General features: G+C 74.1%; 9 protein-coding genes and 1 pseudogene. 8 read left to right on the top strand and 2 right to left on the bottom strand.

All coding sequences use genetic code 11. From position 1 onward, the window contains the following. Window positions 1–597, top strand: a pseudogene (locus tag ACZ3II_RS31475) (glycogen debranching enzyme); the annotation flags it as partial. A gap of 43 nt (window positions 598–640) precedes the next feature. Here ACZ3II_RS31475 and ACZ3II_RS31470 read toward each other — a convergent pair. Further along, window positions 641–997 carry a MerR family transcriptional regulator gene (locus tag ACZ3II_RS31470; RefSeq protein WP_465522060.1) on the bottom strand — a complete coding sequence of 119 codons (357 nt, stop codon included), beginning with the start codon at window positions 995–997 and terminating at the stop codon, window positions 641–643. 78 nt (window positions 998–1,075) lie between these two features. On the opposite strand from ACZ3II_RS31470, the gene ACZ3II_RS31465 reads away from it, so the two are divergent. The 5 genes from ACZ3II_RS31465 (at window position 1,076) to dacB (ending at window position 8,475) form a co-directional block, all read left to right on the top strand. Continuing rightward, entirely contained in the window at window positions 1,076–2,149 is a 1,074-nt protein-coding gene (locus ACZ3II_RS31465) for a glycoside hydrolase family 32 protein (RefSeq protein ID WP_465522058.1), read from the top strand. Window positions 2,150–2,223: 74 nt separating this feature from the next. Continuing rightward, window positions 2,224–4,224, top strand: coding sequence for a fibronectin type III domain-containing protein (locus ACZ3II_RS31460; protein WP_465522056.1), 2,001 nt, complete (start codon window positions 2,224–2,226; stop codon window positions 4,222–4,224). Between the two features lie 15 nt (window positions 4,225–4,239). Beyond that, complete coding sequence (locus ACZ3II_RS31455) at window positions 4,240–6,510, top strand: calcium-binding protein (RefSeq protein WP_465522054.1); 2,271 nt, start codon at window positions 4,240–4,242, stop codon at window positions 6,508–6,510. Window positions 6,511–6,570: 60 nt separating this feature from the next. Next, window positions 6,571–6,966, top strand: coding sequence for a ChaB family protein (locus ACZ3II_RS31450; RefSeq protein WP_465522052.1), 396 nt, complete (start codon window positions 6,571–6,573; stop codon window positions 6,964–6,966). Window positions 6,967–7,017: 51 nt separating this feature from the next. Continuing rightward, entirely contained in the window at window positions 7,018–8,475 is a 1,458-nt protein-coding gene (dacB, locus tag ACZ3II_RS31445) for a D-alanyl-D-alanine carboxypeptidase/D-alanyl-D-alanine endopeptidase (protein WP_465522050.1), read from the top strand. Here dacB and ACZ3II_RS31440 read toward each other — a convergent pair. After that, window positions 8,412–9,053 carry a GNAT family N-acetyltransferase gene (locus ACZ3II_RS31440; protein WP_465522048.1) on the bottom strand — a complete coding sequence of 214 codons (642 nt, stop codon included), beginning with the start codon at window positions 9,051–9,053 and terminating at the stop codon, window positions 8,412–8,414. The two genes, dacB and ACZ3II_RS31440, sit on opposite strands and share 64 nt — an antisense overlap. 76 nt (window positions 9,054–9,129) lie before the next feature. Between ACZ3II_RS31440 and ACZ3II_RS31435 the strand changes: the two genes are divergently transcribed. Together ACZ3II_RS31435 and ACZ3II_RS31430 are read left to right on the top strand one after the other, a co-directional pair. Then, the gene (locus ACZ3II_RS31435; protein ID WP_465522046.1) at window positions 9,130–10,038 is read left to right on the top strand and encodes a 5'-3' exonuclease; all 909 of its coding nucleotides are present in this window, start codon (window positions 9,130–9,132) and stop codon (window positions 10,036–10,038) included. A 95-nt stretch (window positions 10,039–10,133) separates the two neighbouring features. After that, entirely contained in the window at window positions 10,134–13,193 is a 3,060-nt protein-coding gene (locus tag ACZ3II_RS31430; RefSeq protein ID WP_465522044.1) for a putative bifunctional diguanylate cyclase/phosphodiesterase, read from the top strand. The last annotated feature ends 23 nt before the right edge of the window (window positions 13,194–13,216 follow it).

Genomic DNA, 13,216 nt, shown 5'->3' with positions numbered 1-13,216 from the left:
CGCAACTTCATGGCCACGCTGCTGCTGAGCCAGGGCGTCCCGATGATCGCCCACGGCGACGAGCTGGGCCGCACCCAGCGCGGCAACAACAACGTCTACTGCCAGGACAGCGAGATCGCCTGGATGGACTGGGAGGCGGCCCGTCTCGAGGACGTGCTCACCGGGTTCGTCCGGCGGCTGCTGAAACTGCGGGCCGACCATCCGATCTTCCGGCGGCGGCGGTTCTTCACCGGCGAGCCGGCCGGCGACTCCAAGCTGCCGGACATCGCCTGGCTGCGCCGCGACGGCGAGGTGATGACCGAGGCGGACTGGAACACCCGCAGCGGCATGACGATGACCGTGTTCCTCAACGGCAACGGCATCCCGGAACGCGACGCCCTCGGCGAGGAGATCAAGGACGCGTCGTTCCTGCTGCTGTTCAACCCGCTCGACGAGGACGTCGCGTTCACCCTGCCCGACAAGGACTACGGGAAGACCTGGGAGATCGCGGCCAACACCGCCGACCCGCTGCTGGCCGCCAAGCGGAAGACCGCCCGTGCCGGGTCCCAGCTGACCGTGACCCGGCACACTCTGGTCGTCCTACGCTGCCGCTACTGACGGCTTGCGGTGTGTTGAGTTCGGCCGCTATGCGCGCCCGAACTCAACACACTGAGCGGTACCACGCGATCTTCTCGCGGACCCGCTCCTGCTCGCGCCGCAGCTGCTCGACCTTGGCATCGATCTCCCGATCGTGCTCCTCGAGCAGCGCGGTGCGCGCCTCGGCGCCGTCGTCGCCCAGCGACAGCAGCTCCGCGAACCGCCGCAGCCGGGCGATCGGCATGCCCGAGTCACGCAGGCAGCGCAGCAGGCCGAGCCGGGACAGGTCGTCGTCGGAGAAGATCCGCCGGCCGGTCGACGTCCGCCGGATGCCGTGCATGAGGCCGATCTTCTCGTAGTAGCGGATCGTGTCGATGCTCACGCCGAGCCGTTCCGCCGTCTCTCCGGGGGTGTAGGGCATAGCGGTACGGTAACCGCTCTCCCGCATTGGCAGGTGTCCCCACTGGTGCCGGGCGGCGCCCCGATGCGAGGGTGAGGCATGGAACGCGTACCGCGGCCCCGGCTGCATTTCACCCCGCGCGCCGGCCGCGTCGGCGACCTGTTCGGCGTGCTGGCCTCGAGCGGGCGGTACCACCTCTACTACGAGCACCGCGACCTCGGCGACGGGCCGCCCGCCTGGGGGTACGCGGTCTCCGACGACCTGATCCTGTGGACCGAGCAGGACGCCGGCGCGGCGATCGGCGACGCCCGCTGCGGCACGGTGGTGGCCGGCCCGGACGGCCCGGTGCTGTTCCACACCCGCGCCGACGGGCAGGTGGCGCGGGCGGTCGCCGGCTACGGGCCGGACGGCTGGCGGCCCGACCCGCCGGGACCGTTGCTGACCGGGCCGCCGTCCGGGGTCACCGGCCTGTGCGACCCGTACGTGTGGTGGGCGGGCAACGGCTGGCGGATGCTGCTCAGCGGCCGGCTCCGCGGCGCCGCCGCGGTCCTGCAGTACCACTCGGCCGACCTGGTCCGCTGGGACTACGACGGGGTGCTCGCCACCCGCGACGGCGCCGGCTGGGGATGCCCGCGCCTGTTCCCCCTGGACGGCGCCTGGGTGCTGATGGTGTCCACCGGCGACGAGGTGGCGTACGGGATCGGCGCCTACGACGGCCAGCGTTTCACCGCCCGCGCCTGGGGGTCCTTCAGCCGGGAACGCCTCGGCCCCGCCGTCACGTTCGTCGACGCCGCCGGGCGGCGCTGTGTGCTGGCCCGCCTCGGCGAGGAACCGGCCCTCCCCGGCTCGGCCTGGGCCGGCGCGCTCAGCCTGCCCTGGGTGCTGTCGGTCCGCGACGACCGGCTGATCGCCACCCCGCACCCCAACCTCGACCCGTACCTGATCAGCGGCGCGGCCGGGCTGACCGCGGCCGGGGGAGAGGTCCGCGACCACGGCGACCTGATCCTGACGATGCCGACCGGCGGCGAGACCACCCTGTTCGCCGACGCCGACATCGTCGAGGTCACCGTCGAGGGGGTGAGCGGCCTCGGGGTCGCCCGCCGGACCGGCCCGACCGCGTCCGGTGTCCGTTTCGCCCGCTTCGGTGCCGGCCCCTCGAGGCCAAGGAGCTGATCGAGGGCTCAGTGGTTGCGATGTGGTGCCGATCACGTCTGACGTCGTCAGCGCAGACGTGAACGGAGAACCGCATGCCGAGCCGACGTGCCGCGGCCACCGCCGTGGCCGGGACCCTGCTCGCCGCCCTGCCCCTGGGCGCCGCCTCCGCCGGGACCCCGGACGACCTGCCGGTCAGCTCGTGGGCGGCCACCTGCGTGACGCCGTCGTCGACGTACTGCATCGCGGCGGCCACGATCACCCCGGCCGGCGGATCGGTCACGCCGCTGTCCGGCGCGGGGCTCACCGCGACGGCGGCCACCGTCTCCGGCGACACCGGCGACTGGGTGCGCTGGGCGGTCACCGGATGGGCCGGCCAGGCGGCCGCGATCACCGGCGGCACCGTCGAGCTGGTGATCAACACCGGGCCGTTCGTGCCCCGGTTCACCAACGCCACGGCGGCCGGGCTGCGCGTCACCCGCACCCTGGCGGACGGCAGCTACCTGCTGCGGATCACCGGGCGGGCCGTCCCGACCGCGTGGATCAACGACGCCGGCTGCACCGGCGGGTACTCGTGCGGGGACACCGACACGACGGCGGCGGCGACGGCGTACCGGTTCGAGGGCCGCACCCAGGATCTCGACGGGTCGGCGGGGGCGTACGCGGCGGCGCTCGACGGGGCGTATCTGGCCACCGACGCGCAGGCCCGCTCGGACCTGCTCACCTATGACGCGGACGGGCAACCGCCGCTGAGCCTCGGCGTGCTCGGCAACCCGCAACTGGACGCGAACGGCGTACCGGTCCGCAACGCCGTCACCCTGTACCTGCCCGGCGCCTGGTTCAGCGCCCGGTCGACCACCGCGTCGGCCGCCCGGGCCACCGGGTTCGACCTGGTCACCAGCGGCGACGCCACGGTCAGCCGGGCGCTCACCACGACCCTCGACGGCGGTGGCGTACGCCTCGAAGCCCCCGCCGCCGGTCTCGGCGCCGACCTCGCCGGGGCCGCCCTGCATCTGCGCGCCTCCCGCGCGGCCCCCGGCGTCACCACCCCGTCGACGCCACGCACGGTGACCGCCGCCGGTGGCGCGGGAACCCTCACGATGCGCTGGCAGGCGCCGCTGTCCGACGGCGGCTCGGCGATCACCGGCTATCGGGCCCGGGCCTACGCCGCGTCCGGCGGCGGCCCGGTGGTCGCCTCCTGCGAGACGTCCGGAACCAGCTGCGTCATCGAGGAGCTGGTCGCGGACACCGTCTACCACGTCGCGGTGAGCGCGGTGAACGCCCTCGGCGAGGGTGACCCGGCCGCGCGGGCCGAGATCCGGTCCGCCGACGGCGCCGTCTCGACTCCGGAGCCGACCACGCCCCCGGAGGAGCTTCCGCCGCTCCCCACCCTCGAGCCCACGATCGAGCCGTCACCCACGGTCACCCCCTCGCCGACGACGGCGCCGACGCTGCCGTCCCCCACGCCGTCTCCCACGCCCTCCGTGACGCTGTCCCCCACGCCGTCCGCGACGGTTGCGGTTCCGTCAGCGCCGCGCGCCGTCCGCCTGACCCCGGGGGTACGCCGGATCGTCGTCACCTGGGACGCCCCGCGGACCGACGGCGGATCGCCGGTCACCGGCTACACCGTCCGCGCGTACCGCTCCGCCGCCGGTGGCACGCCCGCCGCCACCTGCCGGACCACCGGCGATCGGGAGTCGTGCCTGCTCACCGGACTGGCCGGCGGGGTGAAGCACCACGTCACGGTGACCGCGTCCAACGCCGCCGGCGCGAGCCCGGAACAGGCGGCCCGCCCGGCCGCGACGACCTGGACCGTCCCGTCCCGGCCCCGCAAGGTCGCCGCGAAGTCGGCCGGCCGGGCCGTCACCGTCACCTGGCAGGCCCCGGCGAGCACCGGCGGCGCCCCGGTCACCGGGTACCGCGCGCAGCTCTCCAGGCCCGGCGCCACGGTCCGCTGCGCCGCCCGGGCCACCGCCCGGACCTGCACCGTCAAAGGCCTGCGGACCGGCAAGAGCTTCACGGTACGGGTGACGGCAGTGAACGCCGCCGGTGTCTCGCCGCAGTCACCGGCAGTCAAGGTCACCGTCCGCGGCTGAGCCAGGAGCGACGTCATGAGAATCAGGTACGGCACCGCCGCCGCCGCGGCCGCGCTGGTCGTGGCGCTGACCCCGGCGCCCGCCCGGGCCGGTGGCAAACCGGTCTCCGCCACCGGCAAGGCCTGCACCGTCGTCGGGACCGTCGGCAACGACCGGCTGTTCGGCACCCACGGGTACGACGTGATCTGCGGCCTCGGCGGCAACGACGTGATCAAGGGCGGCGGCGGCAAGGACGTCGTGGACGGCGGTGACGGCGACGACGACCTCGACGGTGAGGACGGCGCGGACACCGTGATCGGCGGCCCCGGCAACGACACCACCACCGGCGGCAACGGCAACGACCAGGTACGCGGCGGCGACGGCGCCGACACCGTCGACGGCGGGGACGGCGCCGACCTGGCCGACGGCGGCCCCGGCGACGACACCGTCGGCGGCGGCGTCACCGAGAGCGACCCGGCCACCGCCGGGGACCGGGTGATCGGCGGCGACGGCGCGGACACCCTCACCGGCGGGCCGGGCGCCGACACGCTCAAGGGCGGCGACGGCGCCGACACCGTCGACGGCGGGGACGGCAACGACGTGGCCGGCGGCGACGGCGACAGCGACACCGTCTCCGGCGGGGAGGGCAGCGACCGGCTCGACGGCGGCGACGGCACCGACACCCTGGACGGCGGCGGGGGCAGCGACGGCGTCAACGGCGGTGGCGGCGACGACACCCTCGCCGGTGGCGCCGGCGACGACACGGTCCGCGGCGGCGACGGCAACGACCGGGCCACCGGCGGTGACGGCAGCGACCGGATCAGCGGCGGCCCCGGCAACGACACCGTCGGCGGCGGCGCCGGGGACGACAGCGTCGAGGGCGGCGCCGGGGACGACACGATCTCCGGCGGTGACGGCAGCGACACGCTGGTCGGCGGCGACGGCAACGACGCCATGGACGGCGGCGGGGGCGACGACGCGATGGACGGCGGCCTCGGCGACGACCGGATGGACGGCGGCGCCGGCAACGACGACGTGGAGGGCGGGCCGGGCCTCAACGCCTGCGTGCCCGACGAGGGCGACCTCGGCGAGGACAAGTGCACCGACCGGCAGTCGCCGCGCGTCGACGTCTCCTCCCTGGAGTGGACCGCCGTGCCGTCGGTGCGCAACGACGAGGACGTGGAGGTCCGGCTGCGGGCCCACGTCACCGACGACCGCAGCGGTGTGACCAGCCTGAGCGTCTCCTTCGAGAACCCGGCGGCGGGCGGTCCCGGCTTCTACCTGAGCGGCTACGCGATGGTCGGCGGGGAACGGCACGACGGGATCGTCGAGGTCACCGGCACCCTGCCGAAGCAGTCGGTCCTCGGCGACTGGAAGATCTCGAGCGTGTCGCTGCAGGACCGGGTGTACCGCAGCTCCAGCTACCAGATCAACGCGGACGGCTCCTACTCGCTCTACACCAGCGTGAACGGGTCGGTCGTGGCCGGTGACCGGTTCGCGGTCACCCCGCTGACGGTGCGCGGCGACGTCGAGGACCGGCAGCGGCCGGCGCTGGTCGTCGCCGGGGCGGCCTGGCAGACGCCCACCAGCCTGGACAACAGCACGGATCGGACCGTCACGCTGCGGGTCCGCGCCACCGACGAGCTGTCCGGGGTGACGTCGGCCGGCGCCCGGCTGAGCGGCCCGGACCAGAGCGATCCGCCGATCTACCTGTACGGCGGCCTCCACTCCGGCACGCCCACCGACGGCGTCTTCGAACTCGGCGGCACGATGCCCGCCTTCACCCCGCCGGGGGAGTGGAAGGTCGACTCGGTGTGGGCCTACGACCGTACCGGCTGGTCCGGGCAGATCTGGGCCGGAGAGGTGGAGTCCGGCTGGATCCCGTCGCTGACCGTCACCGGGGCGCAGGCGGACCGGGCGGCGCCGACGATCGACATGAGCTGGGGCGAGTACGCCGGGCCCACCACTGCCGACAACAGCGCCGACCGGGAGGTCCGGCTCAAGGTCCGGGCCGCCGACGACGTCAGCGGCGTGCAGAGCATCTCGGTCGGGTACTGCACCACCGGCGCGGACGCGTACCTCAACGCGTACGGCAGTGGCGTCGACGGTGTGTGGGAGCTGGCCGGGACCCTGCCCGCCACCACGACACCGGGCCGGTGGAAGGTCTGCAGCATCACCGTCTACGACAGGGCGAACCGGTCCCGGACCTACACCGTGGACGCGAACGACGACTACACCGACACGAGCGGGCAGCTCACCGGCCGCTCGGGGATCCCGAAGTTCACGCTCACCCTGCCCGGCGCGTGACCGGCACGCCCGGTGCGGACCCGCGTTTGGCGGGCGCCGCACCGGGCAACGTCCTCAGGTATGCCTGGACGTGACGAACTCCCCGAAACCCTCAAGAGGTCGCCGAGGAAGGCGCAGGACACCTTCGTCAAGACCCACGACTCCGCCGTCGACCAGTACGGCGAGGGCGAACGCGCGCACCGCACCGCCTTCTCCGCGGTCAAGCACTCGTTCGAGAAGGTCGGCGACCACTGGGAACCCAAGGAGAAGAAGGGCCCCAGCGACGCCAAGGCGGCGGGCGGCCGGGACACGAAGGCCCCGACCGCGGGCGGCGTCGACGCCAACGCGAGCAAGAAACACCTGATGGACGTGGCCCGCCGGCTCGACGTCCCGGGCCGGTCGACGATGACGAAGCCGGAGCTGGTCGAGGCCATCCAGAAGGCCAACGCCCGGGAGACCCGGCGCGCGCGAGGCTGACACCGGCCCGTTCGCCGTCCGCCGGGGCGGTGGCTCGCACAGGATCCGGGGATGCGTACCGTTCTGGCCGCCCTCGTCACCGGGGCCCTGCTGCTGATCCCCGTCCCCGCCGCGGCTGACGCCGGCCCGCTGGCCACCGCGCTGGACCGGGTCCTCGCCGACGGCAGGCTGACCGGGGCGACCGTGGCCGTCGACGTCCGCGACACCGCCGGCACGATCCTCTACCAGCGTGATCCCGGGCGGCGGGTGCTGCCGGCCTCCAACCAGAAGCTGCTGACCGCGGCCGCCGCGCTGGAAACGCTCGGCCCCGGATACCGGTTCCGCACCACGGTCCGGGCCCGCGGCGCGGACGTGCACCTGCAGGGCACCGGCGACCCCACGATGACCTACGCCCGGTACGACAGGCTCGCGGCCGCCGTGGCCCGGACCGGGACGAGACGGTTCGCCGGCCGCCTGGTCGCCGACGACACCTGGTTCGACCGGGTGCCGCTCGGGCTGGACTGGTCCTGGGAGGACGAGCCGTACGGCTACAGCTCCCCGGTCTCCGCGCTCACCTTCGCCGCGAACGGCCGATTCGACGACGCCGCCGTGGAGATCCGCTACCGGGGCGTGGCCGGCGGCCGGCCGGCGCTGACGGTGTGGCCGCCCGGCGCCGGGGTGCGCCTGCTGAACCGGTCGGCCACCGGCGGCGCCGCCGACACGATCCGGGCCGTCCGCGCCCACGGCACCGGGACGATCGTGGTGTCCGGTTCGGTGCCGGCCGGGCGGCAGGGCACGGCGCTGGTGTCCGTGCCGGATCCGGCGGCGACCGCGGCCCGGCTGTTCCGGGAGGCGCTGCGGCGGCACGGGGTGACGGTCTCCGGTCGTACGGTCAAGGGGTCCACACCCCCGGACGCCCGCGTCCTGACCGCCCAGACCTCGCCGCCGCTCACCGAGATCCTGCCGTCGTTCCTCAAGCTCTCCAACAACGGCCACGCCGAACTGCTGGTCAAGGCGATGTCCCGGGCCGCCGTCCCGGCCAGGCCGGGCAGCTGGCCGACCGGCCTGACCGCCGCTGCCACCGCCCTGCGGCGCCTCGGCGTGGACACCACCCTGCTCACCATGGGTGACGGCTCGGGCCTGAGCCGCCGCAACTGGGTCACCGCCCGCCAGATGACGACGGTGCTGCTGGCGGCCCGCCGCCGCCCGTGGTTCCCGGCGTTCCGCGCCGCCCTGCCGGTGGCCGGCGACCCGGACCCGATGATCGGCGGCACGCTGCGCAACCGTTTCCGCGGCACCCCGGCGGCCGGCGTCCTGCGCGCCAAGACCGGCACCCTGACCGGCGTCAACGCCCTCTCCGGCTACGTCACCGACGCCACCGGCCGCCAGCTGGTCTTCGCCGCGATCGTCAACAACGCCGTCGCCTCCGCGACCCCGGTCCTCGACACGCTGGCGGTGGCCCTGACTCAGGCGTCCGGGACACGGGCGGTGACGATGAGGGCGCGGGTGGTCCAGCCGAGGGTCGCGTAGAGGGCGCGGCCCGCGTCGGTCGCCAGCAGCAGGCCGTGGGACAGGCCGGCGCCGGCCGCGTGGGTCTGCAGGGCGGTCATCACCGCGGTGCCGAGGCCGCGGCGGCGGTGCCCGGGAGAGGTCTCGACCCGGTCGACGACGCCGTAGCCGCCGCCGGGGGCGAGATACGCCGTCGCGGCCACGTCGCCGGAGCGGTGGCGGGCGGTGGCCTTGGTGATCGCGCCGTCGGTGGTGATCTCGACGTGGTAGCCGTCCGGGATCTTCGGCTCGGCGGGCCGCAGGACCGTGGTCATCAGGTGGCCGTCCTCGTCGATCAGCCACGGCTCGGGCAGCGCGGCGCGCAGGTCCGCCCGCTCGCCGACCACCTTGACCCAGCCGCCCGGGCGCGGGGCGATCGCGCGCAGCCGGGCGGCGTCCCAGGTGTGCAGGATGTGGCGTTCGCTGTGCCCGGGCACGTTGATCTCGGCGTACCAGCCGCCCGGCACCGGCACCGGGGCGCCCGCGCCACGCGACACCGTCCAGCCGGCGCCCCAGGCCATCACCAGCGACGGAACATCAGGGTCTCGATCGAGGGTCATAATCGCGCAAGGGTACGGGAACCGTCCGAGCCGCCTGTGCCATGACCGCCGTCATGGTGGCGACTAGGGTGGGGCGGTGACCCGACCACTGCTGGCCGTCGACGCCCCGAGTCTGTACTTCCGCGCGTTCCACGGCATTCCCGAGAAGGCGGCGCAGACCACGGCCGGGGAACCGGTCAACGCGATCCGCGGCTTCCTCGACATGCTGGCGCAGCTGATCCGCACCCGGCGGCCGGACCGGCTGGTCTGCGCGCTGGACGCGGACTGGCGGCCGGCGTGGCGGGTCGAGCTGGTCCCGTCGTACAAACAGCACCGGGTCGCCCACGGTGACGTCGAGGAGGTGCCGGCGTCGCTGGAGAAGCAGGTGCCGGTGCTGCTGGAGACGCTCGCCGCGATCGGCATCCCGGCGTTCGGCGTGCCCGGCTACGAGGCCGACGACGTGCTCGGCACCCTCGCCGCCGGGCAGCCCGCGCCGGTCGAGGTGGTCTCCGGCGACCGTGACCTGTTCCAGCTGGTCGACGACGCCCGCGGCACCCGGCTGCTCTACTGCGGGCGGGGCGTGGCCAAGCTGGAGGACGCCGACGAGGCGCTGGTCATGGCGAAGTACGGGGTGGCGGCCCGCTGGTACGCGGACTTCGCCGCGATGCGCGGCGACCCGAGCGACGGTCTGCCGGGCGTCGCCGGGGTCGGTGAGAAGACCGCGGCGCGGCTGATCGAGCGGTACGGCGGGGTCGAGCAGATCCTGGCCGCCCTCGACGACCCGGGCTCCGGTTTCGCGCCCGGTGTCCGGACCAGGCTGAACGCCTCCCGGGAATACCTGATCAAGGCCCTGCCGGTGTGCAAGGTCGCGCTGGACGTGCCGCTGCCCGACTTCGACCCGGTCCTGCCGCCGTCGCCGCGCGACCCGGACGCGCTGCTCGCCCTGGCCGAACGCTGGAACCTGGCCGGTTCGGCGCGCCGCCTGGTCGACGCCATGGCCGGGTGAGAAAACGGGTGCGGACCCGGCGCGCCGCTCAGAACGGCGAGGAGGGCTCCGATACGGCGGTTCGGTAACCCCGAGACCTCTGATCGGAGCCCGCATTGTCGACGCGAGCCGTTCAAGCGTGCTTCGGCGTCTGGATACTGGCCGTCGCCAGCGTCTACTACGCCCTGCCGGACGCACATCTCTGCACCTGGGCCGTGCTCGGGTACTCGTGCGCCGCCGCCGTGCTGGCCGGGGTCCGGCTGAACCGGCCGGCCCGCCGCCTGCCGTGGTACCTGATCAGCGCCTCGATCGCCCTGTTCACCACCGGCGACAGCTACTACAACCTGATGCTGGCGATCGGCAGCGAGCCCGGCTTCCCGGGGCTGGCCGACTTCTTCTACCTGGCCTTCTACCCGGTCCTGACGGCCGGGCTGCTGATGCTGATCCGGGCCCGCGACGGTGGCGACGCCAACCGGGCCGCGCTGCTGGACGCGCTGGTGCCCACGGTCGGCCTGGGCCTGCTCGCCTGGGTGTACTGGATCGCCCCGTTCACCCGCGCCGACCACCTGTCGCTGCTGGAGAAGCTGGTCTCGATCGGCTACCCGCTCGGTGACGTGCTGGTGCTGGCGATGATCCTGCGGATGCTCACCGGCTCCGGCAAGCGTCTCGGCACGGTCGCCACCCTCGGCCTCGCCATGGTCGGGCTGCTGATCTCGGACGTCTTCTACGGCCAGTCGCAGCTCAACCAGGCGTGGGCGCTCGGCGGGCCGGTCGACCTGGGCTGGATCGTCTTCTACTCCGCGATGGGGTACGCCGCGCTCAAGCCGTCGATGCGGGCACTGTCCGAGCCGGTCGAACTGACCGGCGCGAGCGTGGGCGGCCACCGGCTGTTCTGGCTCAGCGCGGCGGCCCTGATCGCCCCGGCGGTGCTCGCCGTCGAGTACGCGCAGGGTCACGAGGTGGAGATCGCGCGAGGTGGCGTGGTCGACGCACCGGTCATCGCGGCCGCCGCGGCGGTGATGTTCCTGCTGGTCCTGGCCCGGGTCGCGGACCTGGCGACGGCGCAGCGGCAGGCCGTCGCGCGGGAACGGGCGCTGCGGGAGGCCGGGTCGCTGCTGTTCGCGGCGGCGACCGAGGAGGACGTGGCCGGGGCCGTCCAGGAGGCGATCGGCCGGCTGATCCCGGCCGGCCACCCGCACCACGTGCACCTGGCGGAGCCGGTGCCGGGCGTGCCGGGCGAGCGGCCGCGGGTCCTCTTCCGGGCCGCCGCCGACCTGCCCGCCGGCATGTCGTCCGGTGGCTTCCGCAACGTCCTCTACGCGACGCAGCCGCTGGCCGGCGGCCTGACCGCGGTCGTGGTGATCGGCGCTGCCGACCCGTTGCTGCGGCAGATGCTGCCCGCGTTCGAGACGCTCGGCGAGCAGATCGCCGTGGTGCTGGAGCGGATCGTGCTGACCGCCGAGGTGAGCCGCCGCGAGGGCGAGGCCTGGTTCCGTACGCTGATCCAGAGCGCCGCCGACGTCATCCTGATCCTCGACCCGAACGGCACCATCCGGTACGCGACCCCGTCCGCGGAGTCGCTGTTCGGCGCCGACCCGACCGGCACCCCGATCGCCCGGCTGATCGCCGCCGAGTCGCAGGACGCGCTCCGCGAGATCCTGTACCGGGTCCGCTCCGGCGCCGGCGACCTCGACGACATCGAGCTGACCGCGATCCGGGCCGGTGGCCGCCCGGTCGACCTCGAGTTCGACCTGCGCGACCTGCGCACCGACCCGACGGTGGCCGGCCTGGTCGTGACGCTGCGGGACGTGACGCAGCGGCGCAGCCTGGAGAAGGACCTCACCCACCAGGCGTTCCACGACGCGCTGACCGGGCTCGCCAACCGGGTGCTCTTCAAGGACCGCCTGGAGCAGGCGTTCTGCGTGGCCGAACGGGACGGCGCGACCCTCGGCGTGCTCTTCGTCGACCTGGACGACTTCAAGGAGGTCAACGACACCCTCGGGCACGCCGTCGGCGACCAGCTGCTGCTCACCGTGGCGCAGCGGATCTCCGCCGTCACCGGCGCCGGCAGCACCGCGGCGCGGATGGGCGGCGACGAGTTCGCCGTGCTGGTCGAGCAGAGCGACAGCGTCGACGCGGCCGAGACGATGGCGGCGCGGCTGGTGGCGGAACTGTCGGCGCCGGTCGAGGTGGTCGACGCCGCCGGTGTCGTGCACGCGGTCAGCGGCAACTGCAGCGTCGGCGTCGCCACCAACCGGGACGCCGAGACCGCCACCGAGCTGCTGCGCCACGCCGACCTGGCGCTGTACCTGGCCAAGGGCAACGGCAAGGGCGGCTGGCAGCGGTACCAGAGCGACCTGCACACCGCGATGATGCAGCGGCTGGAGATGCGTACCGCCCTGCACGAGGCGATCGAGCAGGAGCAGTTCGTCCTGCAGTACCAGCCGATCGTCGAGCTGGCCGACCAGCGGGTCACCGGCGTGGAGGCGCTGGTCCGCTGGGAGCACCCGGTCCGCGGGCTGCTCGGCCCGTTCCACTTCGTGGAGGCGGCCGAGGAGAGCGGCGCGATCGTCGGGATCGGCTCGTGGGTGCTGCGGGAGGCGCTGCGGCAGTTCGCGCAGTGGCGTGCCGAGAACCCGGAGACCACGCTGCGCTACGTCAGCGTGAACGTGTCGGCCCGGCAGTTCCGCAACGCCGACTTCGGCGCGCAGGTGCGCCAGGCCCTCGCCGAGACCGGCGCGCGGCCCGAGTGGCTGCTGCTGGAGATCACCGAGAGCCTGGTGCTGCGGGACGCCGACAGGGTCCTGGCGGACCTCAAGGGCCTGCGGGCGATGGGCGTACGGATCGCGATCGACGATTTCGGTACGGGGTACTCGTCCCTGAGTTACTTGCGGCAGATGCCGGTGGACGTGCTGAAGGTGGACAAGTCGTTCATCGACGACATTCTGCACAGCCGGCAGCAGCACGCGCTGGTCGACGCGATCGTCACCCTGTCGCACAACCTGGACCTCGCGGTCGTCGCCGAGGGCATCGAGGAGGCCGCCCAGCGTGCCGCCCTGGACGCCATGGGCTGCCAGTACGGCCAGGGCTACCACTTCGCCAAGCCGCTCTGGCCCGCCGACATCCCCGCGCTCGCGGTCCAGCCGGAGCCGGTGCGGCAGGAAGCGGCGGTGTGACGGAACCCGACACACAAGCGTGC

It is taken from the genome of Actinoplanes sp. NPDC019969, assembly GCF_055562375.1.
Note: the sequence above shows the minus strand (reverse complement) of the source record. Positions and strands in the feature narration are given on the sequence as shown.

What these genes read in the sequence shown, in the direction of transcription:
- ACZ3II_RS31470 (WP_465522060.1), bottom strand. Translation starts at nt 997, where the DNA reads ATGCCCTACACCCCCGGAGAGACGGCGGAACGGCTCGGCGTGAGCATC.
- ACZ3II_RS31465 (WP_465522058.1), top strand. Translation starts at nt 1,076, where the DNA reads ATGGAACGCGTACCGCGGCCCCGGCTGCATTTCACCCCGCGCGCCGGC.
- ACZ3II_RS31460 (WP_465522056.1), top strand. Translation starts at nt 2,224, where the DNA reads ATGCCGAGCCGACGTGCCGCGGCCACCGCCGTGGCCGGGACCCTGCTC.
- ACZ3II_RS31455 (WP_465522054.1), top strand. Translation starts at nt 4,240, where the DNA reads ATGAGAATCAGGTACGGCACCGCCGCCGCCGCGGCCGCGCTGGTCGTG.
- ACZ3II_RS31450 (WP_465522052.1), top strand. Translation starts at nt 6,571, where the DNA reads ATGCCTGGACGTGACGAACTCCCCGAAACCCTCAAGAGGTCGCCGAGG.
- dacB (WP_465522050.1), top strand. Translation starts at nt 7,018, where the DNA reads ATGCGTACCGTTCTGGCCGCCCTCGTCACCGGGGCCCTGCTGCTGATC.
- ACZ3II_RS31440 (WP_465522048.1), bottom strand. Translation starts at nt 9,053, where the DNA reads ATGACCCTCGATCGAGACCCTGATGTTCCGTCGCTGGTGATGGCCTGG.